The sequence below is a fragment of the Cupriavidus sp. DB3 genome, from assembly GCF_020418465.1.
GTDB classification, from domain to species: Bacteria; Pseudomonadota; Gammaproteobacteria; order Burkholderiales; family Burkholderiaceae; genus Cupriavidus; species Cupriavidus cauae.
In genome coordinates this window covers 268,172-291,148 of record NZ_JAIZPL010000006.1, presented here as the reverse complement: position 1 = coordinate 291,148, position 22,977 = coordinate 268,172, and the positions used below count along the sequence as shown (strand labels likewise).

Sequence of the window (22,977 nt, the reverse complement as noted above, 5' to 3'; positions counted from 1 at the left end):
ACCGACTTTCCTCATACCCCGTTTCCAGTTGCGATGAATTCAACCTCTGCAGCATCCGGCCACATCGACTCCGCCCTCGCGCAGGCGCTGCTGTCTCCGCGCAGCGTGGCGCTGTTCGGCGCCTCCGACGACCCGGCCAAGACCGCGGGACGGCCGTTGAAATTCCTGCGTGCCGCCGGCTATCGCGGAACGGTCTATCCGATCAATCCGAATCGCGATACGGTGCAGGGCGAAACCGCCTACCCGAGCCTGGCTTCGCTGCCGCAGGTGCCCGACCACGTGTTCGTGCTGACGCCGACCGAGACCGTGCTCGATGTGGTGCGCGAGAGCGCCCGCCTCGGCGTCAAGGTGGTGACCATCCTCGCCAGCGGCTTTGCCGAGTCGGGGCCCGAAGGCGCGGCCAGGGAAGCGGAACTGCATGCCCTGAGCCGGCAGACCGGCATCCGCGTGCTCGGCCCCAGCAGCCTCGGTGTCATCCATCCGCGGGCCGGCGTCGTGCTGACCGCCAATGCAGCCTTCGCCGAGCCGGAACTGCCGCGGGGACGGGTGTTCGTCGCCTCGCACAGCGGCAGCATGATCGGCTCGCTGGTCTCGCGCGGCAAGGCGCGCGGCGTCGGCTTTGCGGGACTGGTGTCGGTCGGCGGAGAGGCCGACCTGTGCATCGGCGAAATCTGCTCGGCCACGCTGGACGATCCTTCGATCGACGGCTACCTGCTGTTTCTCGAGAGCCTGCGCCACGGCGACAAGCTGCGTGCCTTCGCGATCGAGGCCGCCCGGCGCGGCAAACCCGTGATTGCCTACAAGCTCGGGCGATCGGCCGCCGCCGCCGAAATGGCCGCGACCCATACCGGCGCGCTGGCCGGCGAGGACGATATCGCCGATGCCTTCCTGAAGGATCTCGGCATTGCGCGCGTCGGCGTGCTGGAAGCGCTGCTGGAAGCGTTTCCGCTGGCACGGCGCATTCCGTTGGCGCAGCCGGGTACGCCGTCACACAGCGAGCCACACAGCGAGCGACACAGCCAGCCACGCAGCACGCCACACAGCACGCCACGCCCGCAGCCACGCCGCGTGGGCGTGGTCACCACCACGGGCGGCGGCGCGGCGATGGTCGTCGATCAGCTCGGTATCCGCGATGTGGTGGTGGAACCCGCCTCCCCGGCGACGCTCGACAAGCTGGCGGCGGCCGGTATCGCGGTCTCGCCGGGACGCGTGCTCGACCTGACGCTGGCCGGCACCAACTACAAGGTCATGAAGACGGCGCTCGACATCATGTTCGAGGCACCGGAGTTCGATATCGTGCTGGCCGTCGTCGGCTCCTCGGCGCGCTTCCAGCCGCAGCTCGCGGTCAAGCCGATCATCGACAGCGCCGACAGCGCCAAGCCGCTGGCCGCGATGCTCGTGCCCGACGCACCCGAGGCGCTGGCCGCGCTGACGGCCGCCGGCGTGCCATGCTTCCGTTCGCCCGAACCGTGTGCCGATGCCATTGCCGCGGTGCTGGCACGACGCGCTCCCGGCATTCAACCCGCGGCGCAACCGAAGCGCAATCGGCCGCCGCGCGGGCTCAGCGAAGCGCAGGCCTACGCCGTGCTGGAACGGCTCGGCGTGCCGTACGCGCCGGCGATCACGCTGCCGATCGACGGCCCCGTGCCGGCACTGCCCTTCGGCTATCCGGTGGTCGCCAAGGTCTGCTCGCCGGAGATTCCGCACAAGACCGAAGTGGGCGGCGTGGTGCTCGGCATTCAGGACGCCCGTCAACTGGAAAACGCATTGGCGGCGCTGCAGACCAACGTGGCCGAGCGCGCGCCGACCGTGCGATGCGATGAAGTCCTGGTGCAGCCGATGACCAAGGGCCTGACCGAGGTGCTGGTCGGCTACCGTATCGATCCGGACGCCGGCCCGATCGTCATGCTGGCCGCCGGTGGCATCTGGGCCGAGGTGGCGCGCGATCGAAGCATCCGGCTGGCGCCGGTGACGGTCGAGGTCGCGCGCGACATGGTCGCCGAAGTGAAGGCCCTGAAGACGGTGTCGGGGCTGCGCGGCAAGGCCCGCGGCGACCTCGAGGCGCTGGCCAGGGCCGTCTGCGCGCTGTCCCAGCTGGCGGTGCGGCCGGAGCTCGGCATCGCCGAAGCCGAAGTCAACCCGATGATGGTGCTGCCCGAGGGGCAAGGTGTGCTCGCCGTCGATGCCCTCGTGCTGACATCGTGAGTTCCCCCGCCCTTCCCCTCGCCCCCGCGATGAACGCCGAACTGATCCGCCTGGACCGACGCGCCGAGACCTGCGTCGTGCACGATGCCGACCGCGCGATGGTCTGGCGCAAGTTCGGCAGCGGGCCGCCGCTGGTGCTGATCCATGGCGGCCATGGCAACTGGATGCATTGGGTCCGCAATATCGAGCCCTTGTCGGCAACCCACACGCTGTGGGTGCCCGATCTGCCGGGCTTCGGCCAGTCCGATGCGCTGCCGGGAGATCCCCACGCCGCCGATCGGCTCGATCGCCTGGTCGGCACCGTCATTGGGACGCTGGACCGCCTGGTCGGTGCGGATGCGATCGTCTCGCTCGCCGGCTTTTCCTTCGGCGGACTGGTGGCGGCACAGGTCGCCGCGCGGCGTCGCGGCACGGCGCGGCTCGCCCTGCTGGGGCCCGCCGGACACGGCGGCACGCGGCGCCAGCGCATGGAGATGATGGACTGGCGCAAGGACGATCCGCACGCCATGCGAGTCGCGCTGCGGCATAACCTGCTCGCGCTGATGCTGCATGAGGAAGGCGGCATCGACGAGACCGCCATGCTGGTGCACGAGCTTGCCTGCCGCGCAACGCGCTTTCGCAGCAAGGCGATCTCGCGGCAGGCGCTGCTGGAAACCGCGCTGGACGCGTTCCATGGCCCCACGCTGCTGATGTGGGGCGAGCACGATGTCACCGCCTCGCCGATCGATGCGGCCAGCCGGCTGACCGGGACCGCGACGCATCGGGACTGGTGCCTCGTTCCGGGCGCGGGACACTGGGTCCAGTACGAGCGCCATCGCGAGGTCAATACGCTGCTGGCGCGCTGGTTTGGATCGGCGCAGTGCTGACGGACTTGCGGCCTACTCGCCAAATTCCTGCTGGATGCGCGGCGCCTGCGGGCACTGCCGGTCCAGCGACTCGCGGTACCTGACGCAGCCGCGCAGGAACTGCGGCCAGTCCGGGACCGCGGGCGTATGCGTGGCGGCATCGGGCAGCAAGGCCCACAGGTCGGGGTGATGCCAGCACAGGTCGTGGCCCGAGGCATCCCGATGGCGGCGGATGCCGGCTCGCAATCGCTTCACTTCTTCGATCAGCTGCTCGCGGCTCATCGTCTCGATGTCGTCGTCCATGGCGTCCTCCTGCGTGGCGTGCGTGTCCTGCGTGTGCTGCGTTTCCGTGGGCCGGAGAAGACGCCACGCGTAGCGATTTCCTTTGCGGCGCCCTCTCCGAAACCTTCAGCTTAGGCCGGTTGCGCGCAGGCCGCCGAAGCCCGTGGCATATGGCGCAGCGTCAACGCCCAGAACGCCAGCGCCGTGGCACTGATCCCACCGCCGAGCAGGCAGACCGCCGGCCATCCCGCGGCCGCATAGACCCATGTCGATGCGATGGCGCCCAGCCCGCTGCCCACCGAATAGAACAGCATGTAACAGCCGACGAGACGGCTGTGCGCGTCGCGCTGCGCCGCGAAAATCATGCTCTGGTTGGCGACATGGATGGCCTGCCCGCCCAGGTCTAGCGCAACGATGCCGATCACCAGCCACCACAGGCCGTGCGAATCGAACCACCACAGCGGCAGCCATGAGAGCAGCAGCACCAGCAGCGCGCCGCCGGTGACCTGCTGACCCATGCCACGGTCGGCGAGACGGCCGGCACGCGCGGCCGCCAGCGCGCCCACCACGCCGACCAGCCCGAACGCCCCGATCGCCGTGTGCGACAGCGCATAAGGCGGCGCGCTCAGCGGCAAGACCAGCGCGCTCCAGAACACGCTGAACGCGGCGAACATCAGCATCGCGATCGCGCCCCGGATCTGCAGCACGCGGTCCTGACGCAGCAAGGTCAGCATCGACAGGATCAGTCGTGGATAGCTCAGCCGCGTTGTCGCGGGCGTCTGTGCCGGCAGACGACGCCACAGGATCAGAGACAGCGCCAGCATCGCCAGCGCCGAGAACAGATACACGCCGCGCCATCCGGCCACATCGGCGATCAGGCCGGCGAGCACGCGCGCCAGCAACAGGCCGATCACGACGCCCCCCTGCGCGGCCCCCACTACCCTTCCGCGCTCCGATGGCGCGCCGGCGGTCGCGGCGTAGGCGATCAAACCCTGCGTCATCGCGGTACCGAGCAAGCCCACGGCCAGCATGCCGGCCAGCAAAGCCGGCGCAGATCCGGCCGCGGCCACCGCGATCAGCGCACCCACCAGTGCAGCGGCCTGCCCCAGCATCAAGCGCCGCCGATCCATGCGATCGCCCAGCGGCACCAGCAGCAACAAGGCCAGGGCACAGCCGACCTGCGTGGCCGTGATCACGCCGCCCACCGCGGCATGGTCCAGCGCGAACTGCGCGCCGAGTGCGTCGAGCAAGGGCTGCGCGTAGTAGACGTTGGCCACGCTGAGCCCGCAGGCACAGGCAAACAGCGCCACCAATGCGCTCGGCATCGGGCTCGTGGACGACGTTGGTTGCGTGGGTACAGGGCCTGTCGGCGGTTCGCCCGGCATGGTTTCTCCTTTCGTCGAGGTGGGTTCAAACGTGGTTTCCAGCCTGGCTTCAAACGTGGCCTCGAAGGGGGCCTCGAAGGTGGCCTCGAAGGTGGCCTCGAAGGTGGCCTCCCACGTGCGCTCAAGGTGGTCTCAAATCAAGACTGGTTTGATTATAGGCAGACTGGTCTTAAAATGAAACCACCAAGACGAAAAGATGACCTGACTCAGCCCCCTACCGAAGGAGTACCCATGGCAAAACGTCGCGACAACCAGACGGAAACCTGTCCGGTTGCCCGCTCGCTGGATTTGGTCGGCGATCGCTGGTGCCTGCTGATCGTGCGCGACGCCTTCGATGGCGTACGCCGCTTCAGCGAATTCCAGCGGCGGCTCGGCGTGGCACGCAGCATCCTGGCCGATCGCCTGCGCCTGCTGGTCGAAGCCGGCATCTTCGAGATCAGCCCGGCATCGGACGGCACGTCGTATCAGGAATATGTGCTGACCCCGAAGGGCGAGCGGCTATTTCCGGTGATCGTGGCCCTGCGCCAATGGGGCGAGCAGCATCTGTTCGGATCGCGGGATGCGCGCTCGGTGCTGGTCGACAAGCGCACCGGAAAACCGCTGGCTCCGATGGAGCCGCGGTCGGTGGATGGGGAGGTGGTGCGGGCTTGGGAGACGGTGGTGAAGGTTCCACAAACAAATTGAGGAAATCCGCGCGAATGCTTCACTTCTTCCGTCCCCCATCGATATGGCCTCGTAGTGTCGTCACGGCGAAGGCATCGTGCCGATATACTCCGGCAATACGACGGAGCTTCAAATGAGCAAGGTCTCCCTATCCAAATACAACGTCCCTATCAAGGAACGAATCAAGGTCACTAGCGCGCCCAGCCCCGACAAGGTCGCACCAAGCACGAAGACCGAACATTCGCTTGATGGGCGCATCGTCGTGATCGAGAACGCTGACTCATCCACCGTTCAGGAAGCCGCTCGCAAGGTCATCCAGAAACATCACGAAGTGATCAAGCGCCTCGCCAAGCGATGAACAAAGGTTTCATCTCGATCACTGCAGATCAGGTACGTGAGATTCACGACCTGATTCTCGAGACCGAGATCGGGCTGGCCGGCGAGCACCCGGGATATCTGGAAGGTGCGCTCCATCGCGTCGCCGCTGCACAGTTCTATGAAGGCGTCGATGACCTCTTCGATCTGGCGGCTCACTATGCGAGGGCCATTGGCCAAGGGCACTGCTTCGTGGATGCCAACAAGCGGACAGGTCTTGTCACATGCCTGACGTTTCTCGAACTGCATGGCGTCACCGTGCAGAAGAACGATGACCTCGAAGACGCCATGGTGGATCTGACCACGAGAGATCTCGGGCTGTCCGATTTCGCCACCCTTCTATTCTCGTTGGCTGAGTACGCCGACAGCAGCGAGTCGGCAGGAGGATAAAAAGGCCTCCCGGGAGGCCGTTTCTTCGCTGCTCCGCCCGCAGCTCCTACGTGAACGCTGCAACCCGGGCATCAATGAATCCGAAGCCCGACGATCTTGTCGCCCTCCACGGTAAAGAGAAATTCCAGCGTAATCGGACTGTTCGGGAATTCGCCGGACACCCTCGCACGGACGGCGATCTCGTCGCCTGTGCGCGACATCTCGATCGGCTCGGCGACGTGGCGATATTTCGCCTTGGCCGCCAGCCACCACGCGCGTATCGCGCCGACGCCCTGATGCCGTGTGCCCTCATCTTCAAGCACCGCATCAGTCGCGAAGGCCCGTGCGATGGCCTCGGCATCGTTGCCCCTGTCCGCCTCGAAATACGCGTTCACAACGGCCGGAATATTCATCGTTTCACTCCTGTTCCTGCTTGCTGGCAAAGTTCGGGATGAAGTTTAGGGCTTGACCATTGTGCAGACAAAGAAGATAAAACCGGATGCCATGATGAAAAATTCGGGACAATGGAACGGACCTCCCTTCAAGACCTGGAAGCCGTCATCGCGATTGCGCGCCGTGGAACGTTCCGCGCAGCCGCGATCGATCTCGGGATATCGACGACGGCGCTGAGCCATGCCATTGGCAAGCTCGAGGCGAATCTCGGCGTTCGCCTGTTCAATCGCACTACCCGCAGCGTCTCGCTGACGGATGCCGGTCGGCAATTCGTCGGCAACGTTGGGCCTGTGCTGCAGGATATGCAGGGCGCGTTGGCGGCCGTGGGCTCGCAACGCGAAACGCCTGCCGGGACGCTACGGATCAATGCCGCCGCATTTGCAGCGCGGGAGATCATTTCCCCGCTGGTGTTGGAATTCCTCCGCCGCTACCCGGAGATGAACGTCGACCTGGTCACCGAAGGCCGATTGGTGGATATCGTCGCCGAAGGCTTCGATCTCGGCGTGCGGGTCGCCGACCTCGTGCCGAGCGACATGATCGCCGTTTCACTCGGACGGCCTCAACGCTATGCCGTCGTGGGTTCACCCGTGTACTTCGAGAATCATCGGAAGCCTCGCATCCCTCCCGATCTGCTGAAGCACCAATGCGTGCGTGTACGGCTGCCCGACGGGACGCTGTATCGGTGGCGATTCGAGAAGGCCGGCGAGACGGTGCGGGTGGACGTGCGCGGCCAGATCACGCTCGACGAAGCGAGCCTGGCACGGGCCGCGGTCATCGAGGGTATCGGCCTGGGCTTTTTCATGGAGCAGGACGTGCTGGCCGATATCGAGGCAGGACGCCTGGTTCGCGTGCTGGCAGATTGGACGCCGCCATTGCCGGGGCTTTGCCTCTACTACCCCGGCCGGCGCAATCACTCCGCCGGCATGAAGGCATTCCTCGCGTTGGCTCGCGAGGTGGCGGATCGGGAGCGGAACCGGCACTCCCCAGCTCGGCGAGGCGGCCAACGCCGCTGAATAGGCGTCCCGCTGTCGCGAGCGTCATCCCATGCCGGGTGCGCGGAAAGCCTTGACAACACAACCGACCAACTAGTAGATTGGTCAAAACGTTGAATGCAAAGCGCAGCATCCCGGCAGCTGGATCAGCGATGTCTTGCATGCGTATTCCACCATCCAGCCCTATTGCCGATGAATATGGAACTTTCCCCCCGCGCGAGCGAAATCGCCGAGCATACGAAGCAATTGCTCGCCGCCGGCGGTTATCACGGATTCAGTTATGCGGATCTGTCCGAGCGTGTGCATATCGGCAAGCCGAGCATCCATCATCATTTTCCGAGCAAGGCGGACCTGGTCCTGACTGTGGTCAGGCTGCACCGGGCGCAGGCAGTGCAAGGGATGGCCGCGCTCGATCAACAGATCGGCGATCCGCTGGCGCGGCTGGCGGCCTATATCGATTACTGGTCCCGGTGCATAGGCGATGGCACCTTGCCGATATGTATTTGCGCGATGCTTGCCGCCGAATTGCCCATGATCCCGCAAGAGATCGCGCATGAGGTGCGAGCCTATTTTGGGGACCTGACCGCATGGCTGGCAACGGTCCTTGAAGCGGGTGCCGCGAAAGGACAATTCCATCTGCGCGATACCCCGCTTGTCGAGGCACAGACGTTCATGTCCACGGTGCACGGCGCCATGTTGACCGCACGGGCTTTCGATAATCCCGAGGCATTCGCCTCCGTCTCGCAAGCGGCGATCCGACGGCTGACCGGGGCGAATTGACCGCTGTTTTGTACCGGCCGCGAGCCGGCTATTTTTTCACTGCGCTACCGACCAACTAGTTGGTTGCCATGCGCGTGGAATCCCGTTGTTTCAACCCGTGGTTTGAAGGAGCCATCGTCCTATGCCGCATCCGATTTCCGCCCTGGGGTCCGGGCACACCCTGATCAGCATCGTCCCCGTCATCGCGGGCCTCTATAGCTTCGCGCGCCACTTCAGGATCGACAGCGCCACACACGCCGGCAAGACTTACCTCGTTGGGCTGGTGCTATCGGTGCTGACGTCATTCGGGCTGTCCAGCACCGGAGGCTTCAACGCCGGCCATGCGCTGGGCATCCTGGCGCTGCTGGCCATCTTCGGCGCGCTGTTGCTGCCCCGAATTCCGGTCTTGACCCGCGCCCAACCCTACCTGTCCCAGTTCGGTCTCACGTTCAGCTTCTTCCTGCTGCTCGTACCCGGAATCAACGAGACGCTGACGCGACTGCCGGCCGCCCATCCTCTTGCCGACGGCCCGCAATCGCCTGTGGTGCGCGGCGCGCTGGCCGCGTGGCTGATCGTCTTTGTGATCGGCTCCGTGTTGCAGGCCTGGTGGATGCGATCGCAACGCCGGCACGCGCCATTGGCCTGATCCGGCTACGCGGCCTCTCGGGGGCCGCGGCCGTCGCCGCATGCTTGCACGCCAAGCGCCGGACCGCTCGCAACAAGCGCGATCAGTAGCATCAGTGCGATGACACAAACGGCGAGCCAGCATGCGGGGGCGGCACGGCAAATTCCGCCTTCATCCGCTTGACCTCTTCGACAGGACTTCGCCCGAACAGGCGCTTGAATTCCCTGCTGAATTGCGAGGGGCTGTCATAGCCGACTTCGGCACTGGCGGCTGCCGCGGTCATGCCACTGCGGACCATATGCAGGCGAGCCTGATGCAACCGTATCGACTTCAGGTACTGCACCGGAGACGTCCTGGTGACGGCCTTGAAGTGAGCGTGGAAGGCAGGAACGCTCATCCCTGCTTCGCGCGCCAGCTGCTCGACGCTGACGTCGACATGGAAAGACGCATGGATCCGGCGCAACGCTCGCGCAATCTTGCCGAACTGTCCATGCATGGACAGCGCGGCGCGCATCGACGCCCCTTGCTCCCCGGTCAACACATGGAAGTAGATCTCGCGCAGCAGCGCCGGGCCAAGAATTTGGGCTTCCAGAGGCCGGCTCATCGCCTCAAGAAATCGAACCAGCGATTCGCATAGCCGGCTGTCCATCGGGCTGGACATCATGCCTCTGGGCTCGGTCGGTTCCATGCCGCCATGCTGGTCGATCTGCAACATCAAATCGGCGGCGAGCTTGAAATCGAGATGCATGTAGATCGCCAGCAGCGGCTCGGTTTCGCTGGCGTCCGTTTCCATGGTGAATGGCACCGGCACCGAAACGGCAAGGTAATGCCGATCGTCGTACAGGTAAATCCGATCGCCGAAATACCCGCGTTTCCTGCCCTGGCAAACGATCACGATTCCGGGATCGTAGAGCACCGGCACCGCCTTCAATGGGCGGTTGGAACGCAGGAATCGGACATCGGGCAACGCCGACAAGTTATATCCTTCGCGCGGCGCGAGCGCTGCGAGCATGGACACCATCCGCTGTACCAACATCGCCCGGCTTGGCGCCTCGCTTTTGCCAGATCGAGCCATGGCTTGAATCCCTTGTCTGCATTGCGGCGTAGCTTACCAGCACCTTTGCCGGAATTCTTGCCGCTCATAGGATCAGGCAAACATCAGAGACCCGTTGCCATGGAGTCATGCGCAGCTTGATTCCATTATTCAATCCGCAGCGCCAGGCCGCGTCGTGGTGACGCGGCGCGCATTGCTATCAACTGGAGCGGTGGAACTCTCATGATCGACGTACTCAACCCTGCAGACGGATCGCGCGTCGGGGCCGCGCCCCACATGAACGGCGCGGCGGTAAAGGCGGCAATAGACAGGACCTGCGGCGCATTTCCGGCATGGTCGCGCAAACTCGCCAGGGAACGCAGCGAGCTGCTTCGCCGCTGGTTCGAACTCGTCAGGGACGACAAGCAGGTCTTTGCCGAATTGATGGTCAGGGAAAACGGCAAGTGCCTTGCCGAAGCACTGGGCGAAATCGACTACGGGCTCGGCTTTATCGAGTGGTATGCCGAGGAAGCCAAGCGGGTCTATGGCGACACCATCCCGTCCCACGCGAATGATGCCGCCGTGATGGTCATCAAAGAGCCGGTTGGACCGACTGCGGCCATCACGCCGTGGAATTTTCCCTTCATGATGATCACGCGCAAAGTCGCGACGGCACTGGCGGCCGGTTGCACCATGATCATCAAGCCCTCCGAAGAAACGCCGCTGACCGCGTACAAGCTGCTCGAGTACGCGCGCAAGGCGGGCATTCCGGAGGGCGTATTCGAAATGGTCACCGGCAACCCGCAAGAGATCGGTGCGCTCTTTACCAGCGACGACCGGATCCGCAAGATCTCGTTCACCGGCTCCACCGCCGTCGCCAAACTGCTGGCCGAGGCCAGCGGGCGCGCGTTGAAAAAGATGACACTGGAATTGGGCGGCAATGCGCCTTTCATCGTCTTCGATGACGCCAATTTGGACGACGCCGTAAGCGGCCTGATCGCCGCCAAGCTCCGAAATTCCGGCCAGGTCTGCATTTCGCCCAACCGCATCTACGTGCAGGATGGCGTCTACGATCGCGTCGTCGCCGCCGTGGTGGAAAAAGTCTCCAAATTCCGCGTGGACCAGGGATTGCAGCCGGAATTCGTCGTCGGGCCACTGATCAATCAAGCGGGCTTCGACAAGGTCGTTCAGCTCGTCGAAGACACGAAGCGGCGCGGTGGCAAAGTTCTGCTCGGCGGCAAACCGCACGAGAAAGGCGGACTGTTCCATGAACCCACCGTCCTCACCGATCTCGATGACGATATGCCGATTGCCCATACCGAGATCTTCGGACCGGTCTTCCCCTTCTATCGCTTCCGTGATGAAGCCGAAGTCGTGAGCAGAGCCAACGACACCGAATACGGACTCGTGGCCTATGCCTGCACGCGCGATCTCGGCCGAGCCTTTCGCTTGTCCCGCGATATCGAGGCGGGCATGGTGATCCTGAATTCCGGTTCGGTGGGCACCGCCTCGGTGCCATTCGGCGGGGTCAAGCATTCGGGCTACGGGCGCGAAGGCAGCTACTACGGGATCGAGGAGTATGTCGAGGTCAAATACGTGCTGATGGCCGGACTGGCGTCCTGACTCCACGGGGGACAGGGCGTTATAGTGACGACCACTCAGCGTACGCCTCCTGTTACTGCCATGGTCCGTCGCGCCCTGCTTCCCCCACTGAATCCGGCCCGAGCATTCGAAGCCACCGGGCGGCTGCTCAGCATTTCCAAGGCCGCCGATGAGTTGTGTGTCACGCCCGCCGCGGTCAGCAGGCAGGTACGCGCGCTGGAGAGCTACCTCGGAACGCCTCTGTTCGTCCGCGTCCACGGCGGGCTGGAATTGACGCCGGCCGGCGCGCGTTACCTTTCCGACCTGATACCGCTGTTCGAGACATTTCGGGAAGCCACCCTGGCGGTGACCAACAGCAGCCCTGGCCGGAACACCTTGCGGATCAGATCGCCCGCCACGTTCGCGGTGCGCTGGCTGATCCCCCGATTGGCGAGCTTTCACCAGCTGCACAAGGATATCGACGTTCAGCTCATGACCTCGTTCGCGCCGTTGGACTTCGAGCGCGAGGACATCGACGCAGGCATACAACTGGGCGACGGGCGTTGGCCGGGAATGCGAACGCTGCAGCTGGTTCGCAACGAGCTTGTTCCCGTCGCCTCGCCTGCCGTGCGCCTGACGCACAAGAAGCAGCTGGCCACGCAGACCTTGCTCCATTCGATGGCGCGCCCCGACGACTGGATGCTATGGCTGCGCGCGGCAGGCTTGCGCAACGTCAGTCCTGCCCATGGCATGAAATACGAGACATCGTTGCTTGCCTATCAGGCGGCAATCGAAGGGCATGGCGTCGCCATCGCGCAGAAGGCATTGATCGAGAAAGAGCTGGCGGACCAGACGCTGGTGGCGCCACTCGGTCAGACGCTCGATCGCGGCGACTACACATACTACTTCGCGTGGCCGACGGGCAAACCGCAGTCAAGCGCATTGCGCGCATTTCGCGATTGGCTGGCCACTCTCGTAGCAACCTGATCCGCCCGGGCGATCCCCTTTACAAAAAGTCAAAGCGTACGGCCCATAAAGTCGATTGCCGGCCCGGGTCCCCCTGCCTATTCTGCCCGCATGACAACTGATCGCGGCCACCAGCGAGGCCGTGTCATCCGGGAGCCAGGATATGTTGAAGCGCAGCTTGCGAGGACTGCGGGTCGTCGATTTTTCGCATGTACTCGCGGGACCCGTTTGCACCATGATGCTTGCCGACATGGGCGCCGATGTCATCAAGGTCGAACCGCCCGGTGGCGAATTGGGGCGGCAGATCGGCCCACCCTGGATAGCGGGTGAAAGCGCGGTGTACCTGAGCGTCAACCGCAACAAGCGCGGCATCGCATTGGACCTGAAATGCGCGGATGGCCGCGAAGTTGCCCGCCGCCTGATCCAGGGCGCGGACGTGGTGGTCGAGAACTTCAGGCCGGGCGTCATGCAGGCATTGGGCCTGGACTATGACACGGTCGCTCGCAGCAACCGCAAACTGGTGTACTGCTCGATCTCCGCCTATGGCCAAACCGGGCCGATGCGCGATCGCGCCGGTGTAGACGGAATCATCCAGGCCGCCAGCGGGCTGATGAGCACGCTTGGCACCGCGCACAGCGAGCCCATGAAGGTCGCGATCCCGGTCGCGGATATGGTGGCTGGCTATCTGGCGACGATCGCCGTCCTTGCCGCGGTCAACGCTGCCCGGCAAGGCGGCCAAGGCGAGTACCTCGACATCAGCCTGTACAACGCGACGCTGATGCTGCAGCAGATCGGGTACGCATCGTACTTCGCCACGAACGCGCTGCCTGCCAGGACGGGCAGCGCAGCCCCGTACGCGGCGCCCAATGAAGCGTACCAGACGCGTGATGGCTGGATCATGGTCGCTGCCTACCACCAGAAGCGTTGGCAAGCACTGTGCGCGGTCCTCGGAGCGCCTGACCTCGAAAACGACCCGCGCTTCGCCGGCAATGCTGACCGCGTCGCACACCGCGACGCGCTGCGCCAGGCACTGACGCCGTTGTTCCAGCAGCGCACCACCGAAGCATGGATGCAGGAATTGGCCGCGCACGACATCTTGTGTGCGCCCGTTGCCAGCTACCAGGAGGTGCTGCGATCCCCTCAGTACGCAGCCAGCGGCCTCGACAGCTGGGTTGACCACCCGCTCGCCGGGAAGGTGCGCATGCCCGGCTTCGCGCCGGGGCCTGCCCACGCGGCCAGTGCAGAGGATCGCGATATGCCCGCGCCTACCCTGGGCCAGCATGGTCCCGATGTCCTCGAGGAATGCGGTTATACGCGGCCTGAAATCGACGCCATGCGCGAGCGCGGCGTCCTCGTCGTTCACCCCACCCCATCCACATGACCCAGGATACGTCGATGAAATCGGAAGAAGCCCGCGCAATGCGCCCCTCCAACGCCCTGCCCGACACGCTGGTTCGGCAAGACATCGGCGAAGGCGTCCTCACATTGAGCCTCAATGACCCTGGCACGGGCAACGCCATGTCGGTGGCCATGGCCGAGGCGCTTGCCGAAGCCCTTGAGGCCGCCAATCGCCTGCCAGACGTCCATTGCGTACTGCTGCGCTCCACCGGCGAGTATTTCTGCACCGGCGGCAACGTCAAGGACATGGAGAGCGGATCGGATCTGATGCAGGGTTCCGCGACGCAGGTCCGGGCGCGGCTGAAAGCCACGTTGCACCGAATCACCCATGCCCTGCAGGCACTGCAGGTGCCGTCGATCGCCGCGGTCAACGGGGCAGCGATCGGGGCGGGTTGCGACCTGGCGCTGATGTGCGATCTGCGCGTCGCGAGCGAGCGGGCCACCTTCGCCGAGAGCTTTCTGCGGCTGGGCCTCGTGTCCGGCATCGGCGGCGCGTGGTTCCTGACCCGGCTGGTCGGAACGGCAAAGGCGCTGGAACTGACGCTGACCAGCGAATTTGTCGATGCGCCTACGGCCTTGCAGCTTGGCATGGTGTCCCGTGTCGTTTCGCCCGAGGCGCTGGACGAAGTCAGTACCACCATGGCGCGCCGGATCGCATCCAGCCCGCCCCAGGCCCTGCGCATGGCCAAGCGCCTGGTATTGGACGCGGCCGAAACGACGCTGCCCGTGGCGCTGGAGACTGCGGCCGCGATGCAGGCGATCCTGCTTTGCGGTGACGAGCACAAGGCTGCCGTGCGGGATTTCCTGGGGCGCCGCGCACGACGCCACCTCTACCCGCAATCCCGCTGAAGGCGCAGCTACGGCGCTCGCTCGGGACAGGTGCATGGCACGGTGAAGCCGCTCGCACGCCGCGTCCCATATAACAGGAGACAAACACCATGATCCGGACCACAACACGCATCGCCCGTCTGGCAGCCGCGATGGCATCGGCGGTCATCGGCCTGGCCTGCGCCATATCGGCACGGGCGGCCGACTTTCCGGAAAAGCCGATTACCTTTGTCGTGCCGTTCGGCGCCGGCAGCGCGACCGATCTGCTCGCGCGCGCCCTGTCGGCGTCGACGGCACAGCAGACCGGGAAGGCCGTCGTCGTCGAAAACCGGCCCGGCGCCAGCGGCATGATTGCCGCACAGCATGTTGCCCGCGCCGCCGCGGACGGCTACACCGTGCTGATTACGACGAACACGACGCAAGCCGCCAATCCCCACCTTTTCAAGAAACTGCCCTACGACCCGATCGCGGATTTCCTGCCCTTGACGGGATTGGGGCGTGGCGGTCAGGTGCTCGTCGTGCGCGCCGACGCGCCTTTCCGCACCGTCGACGATCTGCTGCAGGCAGCCAGGAAGGCGAGAGGAAAACTGAGCTTCGGCAGCGGCAATTCCTCCAGCCGAATGGCGGGCGAAATGCTCAAGCAGCTGACCGGTACGGACATCGTCTGGGTCGGATACAACAGCAATCCAAACGCCCTGAACGATCTGCTCGGCGGTCATATCGACATGATGGTCATCGACACGGTCACCGGCCTGTCGCAGATCAGATCGGGCAAACTCCGCGCACTTGGCGCGTCCACCCGGGAAAGGCTGCCCGAGCTTCCGGACATACCGACCCTGGATGAGGCCGGCATCAAGGGCTACGACATGGGGTACTGGTTCGCCGCCTACGTGCCGGCAGGAACGCCCGCCCCCGTTGCCGCGAGGCTGCGACAGCTACTGATTACGGCGGTCGGCAGCGCGGGAGCGCGCGCCTTCTTCCGCAATTCCGCGACACAGCCCTGGACCACGACGGCCGCGGAGCTGCGCGCGTTTCAGAATGCCGAAATCCAGAAATGGGGCCGTGTCGTCAAGGGGGCCGGGATTGAGCCGGAGTGACGGCCGTTCGTAATCTGCCGGAAGCATGGCGGCCGACGGCCCGGGACTACCGCCGGCGGTTCGACCGCTTCAACCTCGTGGACGACTACCGGAGGAATGACGGACCGCCGTCCAGGGTAGTCCGTCATCGCTGGAGCTGCTCAACCAGCTACCCGTCGATCAAGACAAGGACGATCCGAACCGATGCGAAGGCGCGTATCGTCTCGAGCCAACCCTGTGCTCTCAAGTCACCATCGATTGCTGGGCGAAGATACCGGCCATCGCGCCCTGCCATGATGCCGTGGTGACCGAGTGCATCAGGGGGTTGGCGAGGTCGCCCGCGGCGTAGACGCCGGGCATGCTTGTTTCGCGGCGCTCGTCGACTTTGAGGGCGATGCCCAGGGGCGTATCGACCGTGGCAAGGCCCAGCGATTCATGCAGGCTTGCGGACGGCTTGTTGCGCGGATGCGCGAACAGGATGTCGACCGCGACATTGGCGCCGGCATCGAGTTTGACGGTGGTGTTATGGCTCTCGTCATGGTCAATTTCGGTGATCCGGCCATCGACGACAGGTATATTGCGGTGCGCCAGATCGGCCCGGATATCGGGTGAAAGGTCGTGACCATTGGCGAAGACCGTCAACGTGTCGGTCCAGTCCTGGTACAGCCTGACATGGTTGTGCGACGGCGGGCCGGACCAGACGAGGCCCCAATGCCGGCCGGCGACTTCAAAGCCGTCGCAATAGGGGCAAGGCACGACGGACGTGCCCCAGCTTTCGGCAAAGCCCGGAACATCAGGCATCTGGTCCGCGACGCCATAGCTCAGGATCAGGCGGCGCGCCGCAAGGCTTTCGCCATCGCCAGTGAGGACCGAGAAATCGTCGATGGCGCCGGAGACGCTCTCGGCCCGGGCACTGACCAGCCTGATCGTGGGATAACGCATCAGCTGCTGCCGCGCCTCGGCCAGGATGTCGAGCGGTGGCTTGTGATCGTGGCCCAGCAGGCCATGCGAGTGGTCGGCGAAGCGATTGCGCGGCAGGCCGGTATCCAGAACGGTGACCTTGCGGCGGGAACGGCCGAGCTGCAGGGCGGCGGCGAGCCCGGCAAAGCTGCCGCCGATGATGATGACGTCATTCATGGTGATGGGCTCCGTGCTTGACCATTTACGATACTTAATGGTATCGTAATGCACGAATTTGAATACTGTCAAGTACTGGAATTGTCGTGACCGAAAACAACCAGGGCCGGCGCGGCCGGCCCGCCAACGAGGCGCTTGGCCAAACGATCGTCGACGCCGCGTGCGAACTCTTTGTGGAATTGGGTTTTCAGGCGACGACGATGGACAAGGTCGCCCAGCGGGCGAAGATATCCAAACTAAGCATCTATCGGCACTTCGAGAACAAGGAGGCGCTCTTCAGCGCGGCCATCGCGGCCCGCTGCCATCAGTTCGCACCACAGGCCCTTCTTGAAGGCGTCGACGGGTCGGCCGAAGACCAGCTGATGGCGGTGGGATCATCCCTGCTCCGCACGCTGCTGAGCCCGGACGTGCGCAGTGTCGAAGCCATGATCATGGCCGACAAGACCAATCAAAAGTCGTTAAGCAAGCGCCATTACGAAGCCGGCCCCGCCCATGTCATCGCCCAAATCGAGGCCCTGTTGCGTCAGTTGCACGCGAAGGCGGTATTGAACGTGCCCGATCCTCTCCGGTCCGCCCGCTTGTTTGCCGCGCTTTTCAAGGGATCCGATCTCCTGCTCATCGCACGCTTCGATGAGGCGAGAGCACAGGACGACAACGAAATCGAATCCTATTGCCGGTCGGCTGTCGCCATGTTCATCGCCGCGCACGGTGGCAACGACCACGAGAAGGGTTGAGCTTGCTGGACAGTGTCGGGCTGAGAATGAAAAAAGCCCGCGGTTACGCGGGCTTCGGTGTGTCTTGGCGGTGCGTGGTGCAGACCAGCTCTGAACGCTGGTTCACTCCCACTCGATCGTCGCCGGCGGCTTCCCCGAAACGTCATAGACGACCCGGTTCAAACCCCGCACTTCATTGATGATCCGGTTGGAGCAGCGGCCCAGCAGCGCGTACGGCAGATGCGCCCAATGCGCCGTCATGAAGTCGGTGGTCTGCACCGCGCGCAGCGCGACGACGTAGTCGTAGGTGCGGCCGTCGCCCATCACGCCGACCGACTTGACGGGCAGGAACACGGCGAAGGCCTGGCTGGTCAAGTCGTACCAGCTCTTGCCGACCTGGTCTTCAGTGCACAGGCCTGCGGCGGCGTCCTGCGCCGTGGCGATGGTGCCGCGCAGCTCTTCGATGAAGATCGCGTCGGCGCGGCGCAGCAGGTCGGCATATTCGCGCTTGACCTCGCCGAGAATCCGCACGCCCAGGCCGGGGCCCGGGAACGGATGGCGGTAGACCATTTCGGGCGGCAGGCCAAGTTCGACGCCGAGTTCGCGCACTTCATCCTTGAACAGGTCGCGCAGCGGCTCTAGCAGCTTCAGGCCCAGCGTCTCCGGCAGGCCGCCGACGTTGTGGTGGCTCTTGATGGTGGTCTGCTTTTTGGTCTTGGTGCCGCCGGACTCGACCACGTCGGGGTAGATCGTGCCCTGGGCCAGCCACTTGGCGCGGGTCAGCTTCTTCGCCTCGGCCTGGAACACCTCAACGAATTCGCGGCCGATGATCTTGCGCTTCTGCTCGGGATCGGTGACGCCGGCCAGATGGCCGAGGAACTGTTCCGAGGCGTCGATGTGCACGACCTTGGCGTGCAGGCGGCCGGCGAACATCTCCATCACCAGCTTGCCCTCGTCCTGGCGCAGCAGGCCGTGGTCGACGAACACGCAGGTCAGCTGGTCGCCGATCGCGCGATGGATCAGCGCCGCAGCCACCGACGAATCGACGCCGCCGGACAGGCCGAGGATCACCTCCTCGTCGCCGACCTGCTCGCGGATCCTGGCCACCGCCTCGGCGATATGGTCGCGCATGACCCAGTCGGGGCTGGCACCGGCAATCTTCAGCACGAAACGCTCCAGCATTTCGCGACCCTTGACCGTGTGCGTGACCTCGGGGTGGAACTGCACGGCGTAGTAGCCGCGCGCTTCGTCGGCCATGCCGGCGATCGGGCAGCTCGGCGTCGACGCCATCAGCTTGAAGCCCGGCGGCAGTTCGGTAACCTTGTCGCCGTGGCTCATCCAGACCTTCAGCATGCCGTGGCCTTCCGGCGTGACGAAGTCCTGCACGTCCTTCAGCAGCTCGGTATGGCCGTGCGCGCGGACCTCGGCGTAGCCGAATTCGCGGGTATCGCTCCACTCGACCTTGCCGCCCAGCTGCACGGCCATGGTCTGCATGCCGTAGCAGATGCCCAGCACCGGCACGCCCAGGTCCCACACCGCCTGCGGCGCGCGCAGCTGATGGTCTTCATAGGTGCTGGCGTGGCTGCCCGACAGGATGATGCCCTTCGGCGCGAACTCACGCACGAATTCGTCCGACACGTCGTTCGGATGGATCTCGCAATAGACGTGCGCCTCGCGGACGCGTCGCGCGATCAGCTGCGTAACTTGCGAGCCGAAATCAAGGATGAGGATTTTGTCGTGCATGATGGGGAGCGATTGACGTGTCGACCGGTTCGACATCGGTCACCACTTCGGTGCCGGGACCGTAGCCGGGCGGCGGCGTGATGACCGGCTCGCGCCGGACTTCGGGGGATGGGGTTGGATGAATGGTCGGGGCGGCGGCCGCGGGACGGTTGGCCGCCGCCAGTTCGGCCTCGCGGCGCAGCAGTTCCTCGCGCTCGCGATTGCGGATGCGCTTGGCCAGCGGAATCTGCACCAGCGCGAAGAAGGCCAGCATCGCGGCCAGCAGTCCGAGCCAGATCCGGCCGGCGCCCTGCACCGGCAGATCGAAGAAGAGCAGCCAGGCCGCGATCAGCACCGCGCTGGCCAGATTGACCGGCCCGGCCATGCGTGCGACCGGAACCGTCAGCTGGCCGCGGAACGCCGCCTGGGCCAGCAGCCAGGCGAAGCCGAGCAGCGCCATGCCGAGCAGCTGGCCGTACAGCGCCGGCTGCGGCTGCGGCAGTTGCAACGCGGCATAGAAGGTGGCGAACGGCGCGAGCAGCAGCACGGCGCCGAGCGCGAGGTCGAACAGGGCATCGAAGAACAACACGGCGCGGAGCAGGACCTTCATCGATTCTCCTTGGCGGACTGACGTCGATTGATTCCGACTGATTCCCGACTGACGAGCGGACCAACAATTTGGCGGACCGACAACTGAAACCGCGAAAAACCAGCGGGCCGGTCAGCATCGCCGGCCGGATCGTGCGATACGCATGCAATGCGCGTGCAATACGGGTGCAATGCGCGGCCCGGATATGACGCGCGGCTGCACCGCCTTCAGGCCGTGCAGCCGCGCGTCACTGGCATCGCGAATGGCGCGGCGTTCGCCGGTCAGTCGCTGACGTCAGTCGATATGGTAGTTCGGTGCTTCCTTGGTGATCTGCACGTCGTGGACATGCGACTCGCGCATGCCGGCCGCGGTGATCTGCACGAACTGCGCATTCTCGTGCCATTCGGCGATCGAGCTGCTGCCGCAATAACCCATCGAGGCGCGCACGCCGCCGGTCAGCTGGTGGATGATGGCCATCACCGAGCCCTTGTAGGGCACGCGGCCTTCGATCCCTTCGGGGACCAGCTTGTCGACGTTGGCGGTGTTGTCTTCCTGGAAGTAGCGATCGGCCGCGCCGTCCTTCATCGCGCCGACCGACCCCATCCCGCGGTAGCTCTTGAACGAGCGGCCCTGGTACAGGAACACTTCGCCCGGGGCTTCCTCCGTGCCCGAGAACATGCCGCCCATCATCACGGTATGCGCACCTGCTGCCAGCGCCTTGGCGATATCGCCCGAGTAGCGGACGCCGCCATCGGCCACCAGCGGCACGCCGGTACCGGCCAGCGCCTCGGCCACGTTCGACACCGCGGTGATCTGCGGCACGCCGACGCCGGCGACGATACGCGTGGTGCAGATCGAGCCCGGGCCGATGCCGACCTTGACGCCGTCGGCGCCATGCTCGACCAGCGCGCGGGCGGCCTCGCCGGTGGCAATATTGCCGCCGATCACCTGCACGTGGGGGAAGTTGTCCTTGACCCAGCGGACCCGGTTCAGCACGCCCTGGCTATGGCCGTGGGCGGTGTCGACCACGATCACGTCGACGCCGGCCTTGACCAGCAGTTCGACACGCTCGTCGTTGTCCGGGCCGACGCCGACCGCCGCGCCGACGCGCAGCTGGCCATGGTCGTCCTTGCTCGCCAGCGGGTGCTCGACCGCCTTCTGGATGTCCTTGACGGTGATCAGGCCGCGCAGCTGGAAGGCGTCGTCGACGACCAGCACGCGCTCCAGGCGGTGCCGGTTCATCAGGCGCTTGGCCTCGTCCAGGCTGGCACCCTCGGCCACCGTGACCAGCTTCTCGCGGGGGGTCATCTTGGCGCGCACCGGGGCGTCGAGTTCTTCCTCGAAGCGCAGGTCGCGGTTGGTGATGATGCCGACCACGGTCTTGCCTTCCAGCACCGGGAAGCCCGAAATGCCGTGCTGCTGCGACAGCGCGATCACGTCGCGGATCTTCATGTCCGGCGAAATGGTGATCGGATCACGCAGCACGCCCGATTCGAAGCGCTTGACCCGCGCGACTTCCCGGGCCTGGTCGGCCGGCTTCAGGTTCTTGTGAACGATGCCGATGCCGCCCGCCTGCGCCATGGCGATCGCAAGGCGCGCTTCCGTCACGGTATCCATGGCGGCGGAAACCAGCGGAATGTTCAATTCGATCGAGCGGGTCAGGCGGGTGCGGAGGGAGACATCCCGGGGGAGGACGGCCGAGTAGGCCGGCACGAGCAGCACATCATCGAACGTGAGTGCTTTCTGGACAAGACGCATAGCGATTCCTCTAGGCGCAAAATCGAATTATACAGGAACCGCCCTTTGCATGACGTCCGCGTGCGCGGAAACTGCCGGGCCAATGCTATGCTTTGAGGCTTTTCTGAGCGGAGGCGCGTCCAGCGCGGCAAAACGGATGGGAATCGGCGTACTGTGCGGCCTGCTGGCCGGCGCGTTCTGGGGCATGGTGTTCATCGCGCCGAAACTGCTGCCGGTGTTTTCGCCGTGGGAACTGGCGATCGGCCGCTACCTGGCCTACGGGCTGGTGGCCGCGGTGGCGGCGGCGCCGCTGATGCGCCGCATCGCCCGCAAGCTGACCCGCGCCGACTGCATCGCCCTGCTGCGCCAGGCCTTCACCGGCAACCTGCTCTACTACGTGCTGCTGGCTTTCGGCGTGCAGCTGGCCGGGGTCGGTCCGACCTCGCTGATCATCGGCATCCTGCCGATCTCCGTCACCGTGATGGGCCGGCGCGACCACGGCGCGGTGCCGCTGTCGCGGCTGCTGCTGCCGCTGCTGGTGGTCGCGGTCGGCATTGCCTGCATCAACCTGGACCTGTTCGGCGGCGGCGGACACGGCGCCCACGGCGCGGCGGCCGCCGAGGCGGCGCGACCGGTGTGGCAGAAGCTGGCCGGCGTGGTCTGCGCGGCCGGCGCGCTGGTCTGCTGGACGCTCTACGCCGTCGACAATGCCCGCTACCTGCAGCGCAATCCGCAATACAGCGGCAACGAATGGTCGGCGCTGTACGGGCTGTCGACCGGCATCGTGTCGGCGCTGCTGGCGCTGGTCGGCTGGCTGCTGTTCCGCGATGTGCTGACCGCCCCGGGCAGCGGGCGCGACTGGCAATGGTTCTGGTGGGTCAATGCGGCGGTGGCGCTGGGCGCCTCGCTGATCGGCAACAACCTGTGGAATATCGCCAGCCGGCGGCTGCCGCTGACGCTGTCGGGCCAGATGATCGTGTTCGAGACGCTGTTCGCGCTGGCCTACGGCTTCCTGTACGAGCAGCGCTGGCCGCGGCCGCTGGAGCTGGCGGCGATCGTGCTGCTGATGATCGGCGTGGCGTGGTCGGTGCGGCTGCATGCGGGGGACAAGGCCGCGGGGCCGGCACCGGGTGCCGGTGAGCCGGCAAGCGCCGAAGCCGGCGAAACCGCCGAATCGGGCCAGGCCGGCAAACGGATCGCTTAGGGCCGGGTCAGGACCGACCGGATTGGGACCGACCGGATTG

At 65.3% G+C, this 22,977-nt stretch carries 22 protein-coding genes and 1 pseudogene; 15 read left to right on the top strand and 8 right to left on the bottom strand.

The annotated features are described in order from the left end of the window. The first annotated feature begins 33 nt into the window (after positions 1-33). Together K7G19_RS20620 and K7G19_RS20615 are read left to right on the top strand one after the other, a co-directional pair. Positions 34-2,205 carry an acetate--CoA ligase family protein gene (locus tag K7G19_RS20620; protein ID WP_226108887.1) on the top strand — a complete coding sequence of 724 codons (2,172 nt, stop codon included), beginning with the start codon at positions 34-36 and terminating at the stop codon, positions 2,203-2,205. Continuing rightward, on the top strand, positions 2,202-3,071 hold the full coding sequence (locus tag K7G19_RS20615; protein ID WP_226108885.1) for an alpha/beta fold hydrolase: 870 nt from the start codon (positions 2,202-2,204) through the stop codon (positions 3,069-3,071). Before K7G19_RS20620 ends, K7G19_RS20615 begins: the two co-directional genes overlap by 4 nt. A gap of 12 nt (positions 3,072-3,083) precedes the next feature. Here the strand turns inward: K7G19_RS20615 and K7G19_RS20610 are convergent, their stop codons facing one another. Both K7G19_RS20610 and K7G19_RS20605 read right to left on the bottom strand, forming a co-directional pair. Further along, complete coding sequence (locus K7G19_RS20610; RefSeq protein ID WP_150081537.1) at positions 3,084-3,353, bottom strand: hypothetical protein; 270 nt, start codon at positions 3,351-3,353, stop codon at positions 3,084-3,086. 110 nt (positions 3,354-3,463) lie between these two features. Then, positions 3,464-4,717, bottom strand: coding sequence for an MFS transporter (locus K7G19_RS20605; protein ID WP_370639582.1), 1,254 nt, complete (start codon positions 4,715-4,717; stop codon positions 3,464-3,466). Between the two features lie 231 nt (positions 4,718-4,948). Here K7G19_RS20605 and K7G19_RS20600 point away from each other — a divergent pair, with 231 nt between their 5' ends. From K7G19_RS20600 to K7G19_RS20590, 3 genes are all read left to right on the top strand, one after another. After that, positions 4,949-5,401: a helix-turn-helix domain-containing protein gene (locus K7G19_RS20600; RefSeq protein ID WP_226108881.1), complete on the top strand. Its 453-nt coding sequence runs from the start codon at positions 4,949-4,951 to the stop codon at positions 5,399-5,401. 112 nt (positions 5,402-5,513) lie between these two features. Then, on the top strand, positions 5,514-5,738 hold the full coding sequence (locus tag K7G19_RS20595; RefSeq protein ID WP_149318997.1) for a hypothetical protein: 225 nt from the start codon (positions 5,514-5,516) through the stop codon (positions 5,736-5,738). Continuing rightward, positions 5,735-6,145 (top strand): type II toxin-antitoxin system death-on-curing family toxin, encoded by a 411-nt coding sequence (locus K7G19_RS20590; RefSeq protein WP_149318998.1) that lies wholly within the window; start codon positions 5,735-5,737, stop codon positions 6,143-6,145. The genes K7G19_RS20595 and K7G19_RS20590 overlap by 4 nt, the downstream gene beginning before the upstream one ends. Before the next feature lie 71 nt (positions 6,146-6,216). Here the strand turns inward: K7G19_RS20590 and K7G19_RS20585 are convergent, their stop codons facing one another. Beyond that, complete coding sequence (locus tag K7G19_RS20585) at positions 6,217-6,537, bottom strand: nuclear transport factor 2 family protein (protein WP_226108880.1); 321 nt, start codon at positions 6,535-6,537, stop codon at positions 6,217-6,219. Positions 6,538-6,648: 111 nt separating this feature from the next. On the opposite strand from K7G19_RS20585, the gene K7G19_RS20580 reads away from it, so the two are divergent. From K7G19_RS20580 to K7G19_RS20570, 3 genes are all read left to right on the top strand, one after another. Continuing rightward, complete coding sequence (locus K7G19_RS20580) at positions 6,649-7,590, top strand: LysR family transcriptional regulator (protein WP_226108879.1); 942 nt, start codon at positions 6,649-6,651, stop codon at positions 7,588-7,590. A gap of 171 nt (positions 7,591-7,761) precedes the next feature. Continuing rightward, positions 7,762-8,349, top strand: a complete 588-nt coding sequence (locus K7G19_RS20575; RefSeq protein ID WP_226108878.1) for a TetR/AcrR family transcriptional regulator — start codon at positions 7,762-7,764, stop codon at positions 8,347-8,349. Positions 8,350-8,470: 121 nt separating this feature from the next. Further along, positions 8,471-8,974, top strand: coding sequence for a hypothetical protein (locus tag K7G19_RS20570; RefSeq protein WP_226108877.1), 504 nt, complete (start codon positions 8,471-8,473; stop codon positions 8,972-8,974). A gap of 91 nt (positions 8,975-9,065) precedes the next feature. Here the strand turns inward: K7G19_RS20570 and K7G19_RS20565 are convergent, their stop codons facing one another. Next, positions 9,066-9,974, bottom strand: coding sequence for an AraC family transcriptional regulator (locus K7G19_RS20565; RefSeq protein ID WP_226108876.1), 909 nt, complete (start codon positions 9,972-9,974; stop codon positions 9,066-9,068). Positions 9,975-10,229: 255 nt separating this feature from the next. On the opposite strand from K7G19_RS20565, the gene K7G19_RS20560 reads away from it, so the two are divergent. The 5 genes from K7G19_RS20560 (at position 10,230) to K7G19_RS20540 (ending at position 15,856) form a co-directional block, all read left to right on the top strand. Next, positions 10,230-11,609 (top strand): NAD-dependent succinate-semialdehyde dehydrogenase, encoded by a 1,380-nt coding sequence (locus K7G19_RS20560; protein ID WP_226108874.1) that lies wholly within the window; start codon positions 10,230-10,232, stop codon positions 11,607-11,609. Positions 11,610-11,669: 60 nt separating this feature from the next. Continuing rightward, positions 11,670-12,554 (top strand): LysR substrate-binding domain-containing protein, encoded by an 885-nt coding sequence (locus K7G19_RS20555; RefSeq protein ID WP_226108872.1) that lies wholly within the window; start codon positions 11,670-11,672, stop codon positions 12,552-12,554. Between the two features lie 142 nt (positions 12,555-12,696). Continuing rightward, the gene (locus K7G19_RS20550; RefSeq protein ID WP_226108870.1) at positions 12,697-13,914 is read left to right on the top strand and encodes a CaiB/BaiF CoA-transferase family protein; all 1,218 of its coding nucleotides are present in this window, start codon (positions 12,697-12,699) and stop codon (positions 13,912-13,914) included. A 38-nt stretch (positions 13,915-13,952) separates the two neighbouring features. Beyond that, entirely contained in the window at positions 13,953-14,780 is an 828-nt protein-coding gene (locus tag K7G19_RS20545; RefSeq protein WP_226108939.1) for an enoyl-CoA hydratase-related protein, read from the top strand. 89 nt (positions 14,781-14,869) lie between these two features. Further along, positions 14,870-15,856: a tripartite tricarboxylate transporter substrate binding protein gene (locus K7G19_RS20540; protein WP_226108868.1), complete on the top strand. Its 987-nt coding sequence runs from the start codon at positions 14,870-14,872 to the stop codon at positions 15,854-15,856. Positions 15,857-16,078: 222 nt separating this feature from the next. Here the strand turns inward: K7G19_RS20540 and K7G19_RS20535 are convergent, their stop codons facing one another. After that, positions 16,079-16,972, bottom strand: a complete 894-nt coding sequence (locus K7G19_RS20535; RefSeq protein ID WP_226108866.1) for an NAD(P)/FAD-dependent oxidoreductase — start codon at positions 16,970-16,972, stop codon at positions 16,079-16,081. 86 nt (positions 16,973-17,058) lie between these two features. Between K7G19_RS20535 and K7G19_RS20530 the strand changes: the two genes are divergently transcribed. Next, positions 17,059-17,706 (top strand): TetR/AcrR family transcriptional regulator, encoded by a 648-nt coding sequence (locus K7G19_RS20530; protein WP_226108864.1) that lies wholly within the window; start codon positions 17,059-17,061, stop codon positions 17,704-17,706. Positions 17,707-17,808: 102 nt separating this feature from the next. On the opposite strand, the gene guaA is transcribed toward K7G19_RS20530, so the two are convergent. The 3 genes from guaA to guaB form a co-directional block, all read right to left on the bottom strand. Continuing rightward, positions 17,809-19,428, bottom strand: coding sequence for a glutamine-hydrolyzing GMP synthase (gene guaA / locus K7G19_RS20525; RefSeq protein WP_149319012.1), 1,620 nt, complete (start codon positions 19,426-19,428; stop codon positions 17,809-17,811). Further along, entirely contained in the window at positions 19,403-20,017 is a 615-nt protein-coding gene (locus K7G19_RS20520) for a hypothetical protein (RefSeq protein ID WP_150081580.1), read from the bottom strand. The genes guaA and K7G19_RS20520 overlap by 26 nt, the downstream gene beginning before the upstream one ends. A 273-nt stretch (positions 20,018-20,290) precedes the next feature. Beyond that, positions 20,291-21,754 (bottom strand): IMP dehydrogenase, encoded by a 1,464-nt coding sequence (gene guaB, locus K7G19_RS20515; protein WP_149319014.1) that lies wholly within the window; start codon positions 21,752-21,754, stop codon positions 20,291-20,293. A gap of 136 nt (positions 21,755-21,890) precedes the next feature. Between guaB and K7G19_RS20510 the strand changes: the two are divergent. Beyond that, positions 21,891-22,850: pseudogene (locus K7G19_RS20510) on the top strand (DMT family transporter); the annotation flags it as partial. Positions 22,851-22,977 lie beyond the last annotated feature (127 nt).

What these genes read in the sequence shown, in the direction of transcription:
- K7G19_RS20620 (WP_226108887.1), top strand. Translation starts at nt 34, where the DNA reads ATGAATTCAACCTCTGCAGCATCCGGCCACATCGACTCCGCCCTCGCG.
- K7G19_RS20610 (WP_150081537.1), bottom strand. Translation starts at nt 3,353, where the DNA reads ATGGACGACGACATCGAGACGATGAGCCGCGAGCAGCTGATCGAAGAA.
- K7G19_RS20605 (WP_370639582.1), bottom strand. Translation starts at nt 4,717, where the DNA reads ATGCCGGGCGAACCGCCGACAGGCCCTGTACCCACGCAACCAACGTCG.
- K7G19_RS20600 (WP_226108881.1), top strand. Translation starts at nt 4,949, where the DNA reads ATGGCAAAACGTCGCGACAACCAGACGGAAACCTGTCCGGTTGCCCGC.
- K7G19_RS20595 (WP_149318997.1), top strand. Translation starts at nt 5,514, where the DNA reads ATGAGCAAGGTCTCCCTATCCAAATACAACGTCCCTATCAAGGAACGA.
- K7G19_RS20590 (WP_149318998.1), top strand. Translation starts at nt 5,735, where the DNA reads ATGAACAAAGGTTTCATCTCGATCACTGCAGATCAGGTACGTGAGATT.
- K7G19_RS20585 (WP_226108880.1), bottom strand. Translation starts at nt 6,537, where the DNA reads ATGAATATTCCGGCCGTTGTGAACGCGTATTTCGAGGCGGACAGGGGC.
- K7G19_RS20580 (WP_226108879.1), top strand. Translation starts at nt 6,649, where the DNA reads ATGGAACGGACCTCCCTTCAAGACCTGGAAGCCGTCATCGCGATTGCG.
- K7G19_RS20575 (WP_226108878.1), top strand. Translation starts at nt 7,762, where the DNA reads ATGAATATGGAACTTTCCCCCCGCGCGAGCGAAATCGCCGAGCATACG.
- K7G19_RS20570 (WP_226108877.1), top strand. Translation starts at nt 8,471, where the DNA reads ATGCCGCATCCGATTTCCGCCCTGGGGTCCGGGCACACCCTGATCAGC.
- K7G19_RS20565 (WP_226108876.1), bottom strand. Translation starts at nt 9,974, where the DNA reads ATGGTGTCCATGCTCGCAGCGCTCGCGCCGCGCGAAGGATATAACTTG.
- K7G19_RS20560 (WP_226108874.1), top strand. Translation starts at nt 10,230, where the DNA reads ATGATCGACGTACTCAACCCTGCAGACGGATCGCGCGTCGGGGCCGCG.
- K7G19_RS20555 (WP_226108872.1), top strand. Translation starts at nt 11,670, where the DNA reads ATGGTCCGTCGCGCCCTGCTTCCCCCACTGAATCCGGCCCGAGCATTC.
- K7G19_RS20550 (WP_226108870.1), top strand. Translation starts at nt 12,697, where the DNA reads ATGTTGAAGCGCAGCTTGCGAGGACTGCGGGTCGTCGATTTTTCGCAT.
- K7G19_RS20545 (WP_226108939.1), top strand. Translation starts at nt 13,953, where the DNA reads ATGCGCCCCTCCAACGCCCTGCCCGACACGCTGGTTCGGCAAGACATC.
- K7G19_RS20540 (WP_226108868.1), top strand. Translation starts at nt 14,870, where the DNA reads ATGATCCGGACCACAACACGCATCGCCCGTCTGGCAGCCGCGATGGCA.
- K7G19_RS20535 (WP_226108866.1), bottom strand. Translation starts at nt 16,972, where the DNA reads ATGAATGACGTCATCATCATCGGCGGCAGCTTTGCCGGGCTCGCCGCC.
- guaA (WP_149319012.1), bottom strand. Translation starts at nt 19,428, where the DNA reads ATGCACGACAAAATCCTCATCCTTGATTTCGGCTCGCAAGTTACGCAG.
- K7G19_RS20520 (WP_150081580.1), bottom strand. Translation starts at nt 20,017, where the DNA reads ATGAAGGTCCTGCTCCGCGCCGTGTTGTTCTTCGATGCCCTGTTCGAC.
- guaB (WP_149319014.1), bottom strand. Translation starts at nt 21,754, where the DNA reads ATGCGTCTTGTCCAGAAAGCACTCACGTTCGATGATGTGCTGCTCGTG.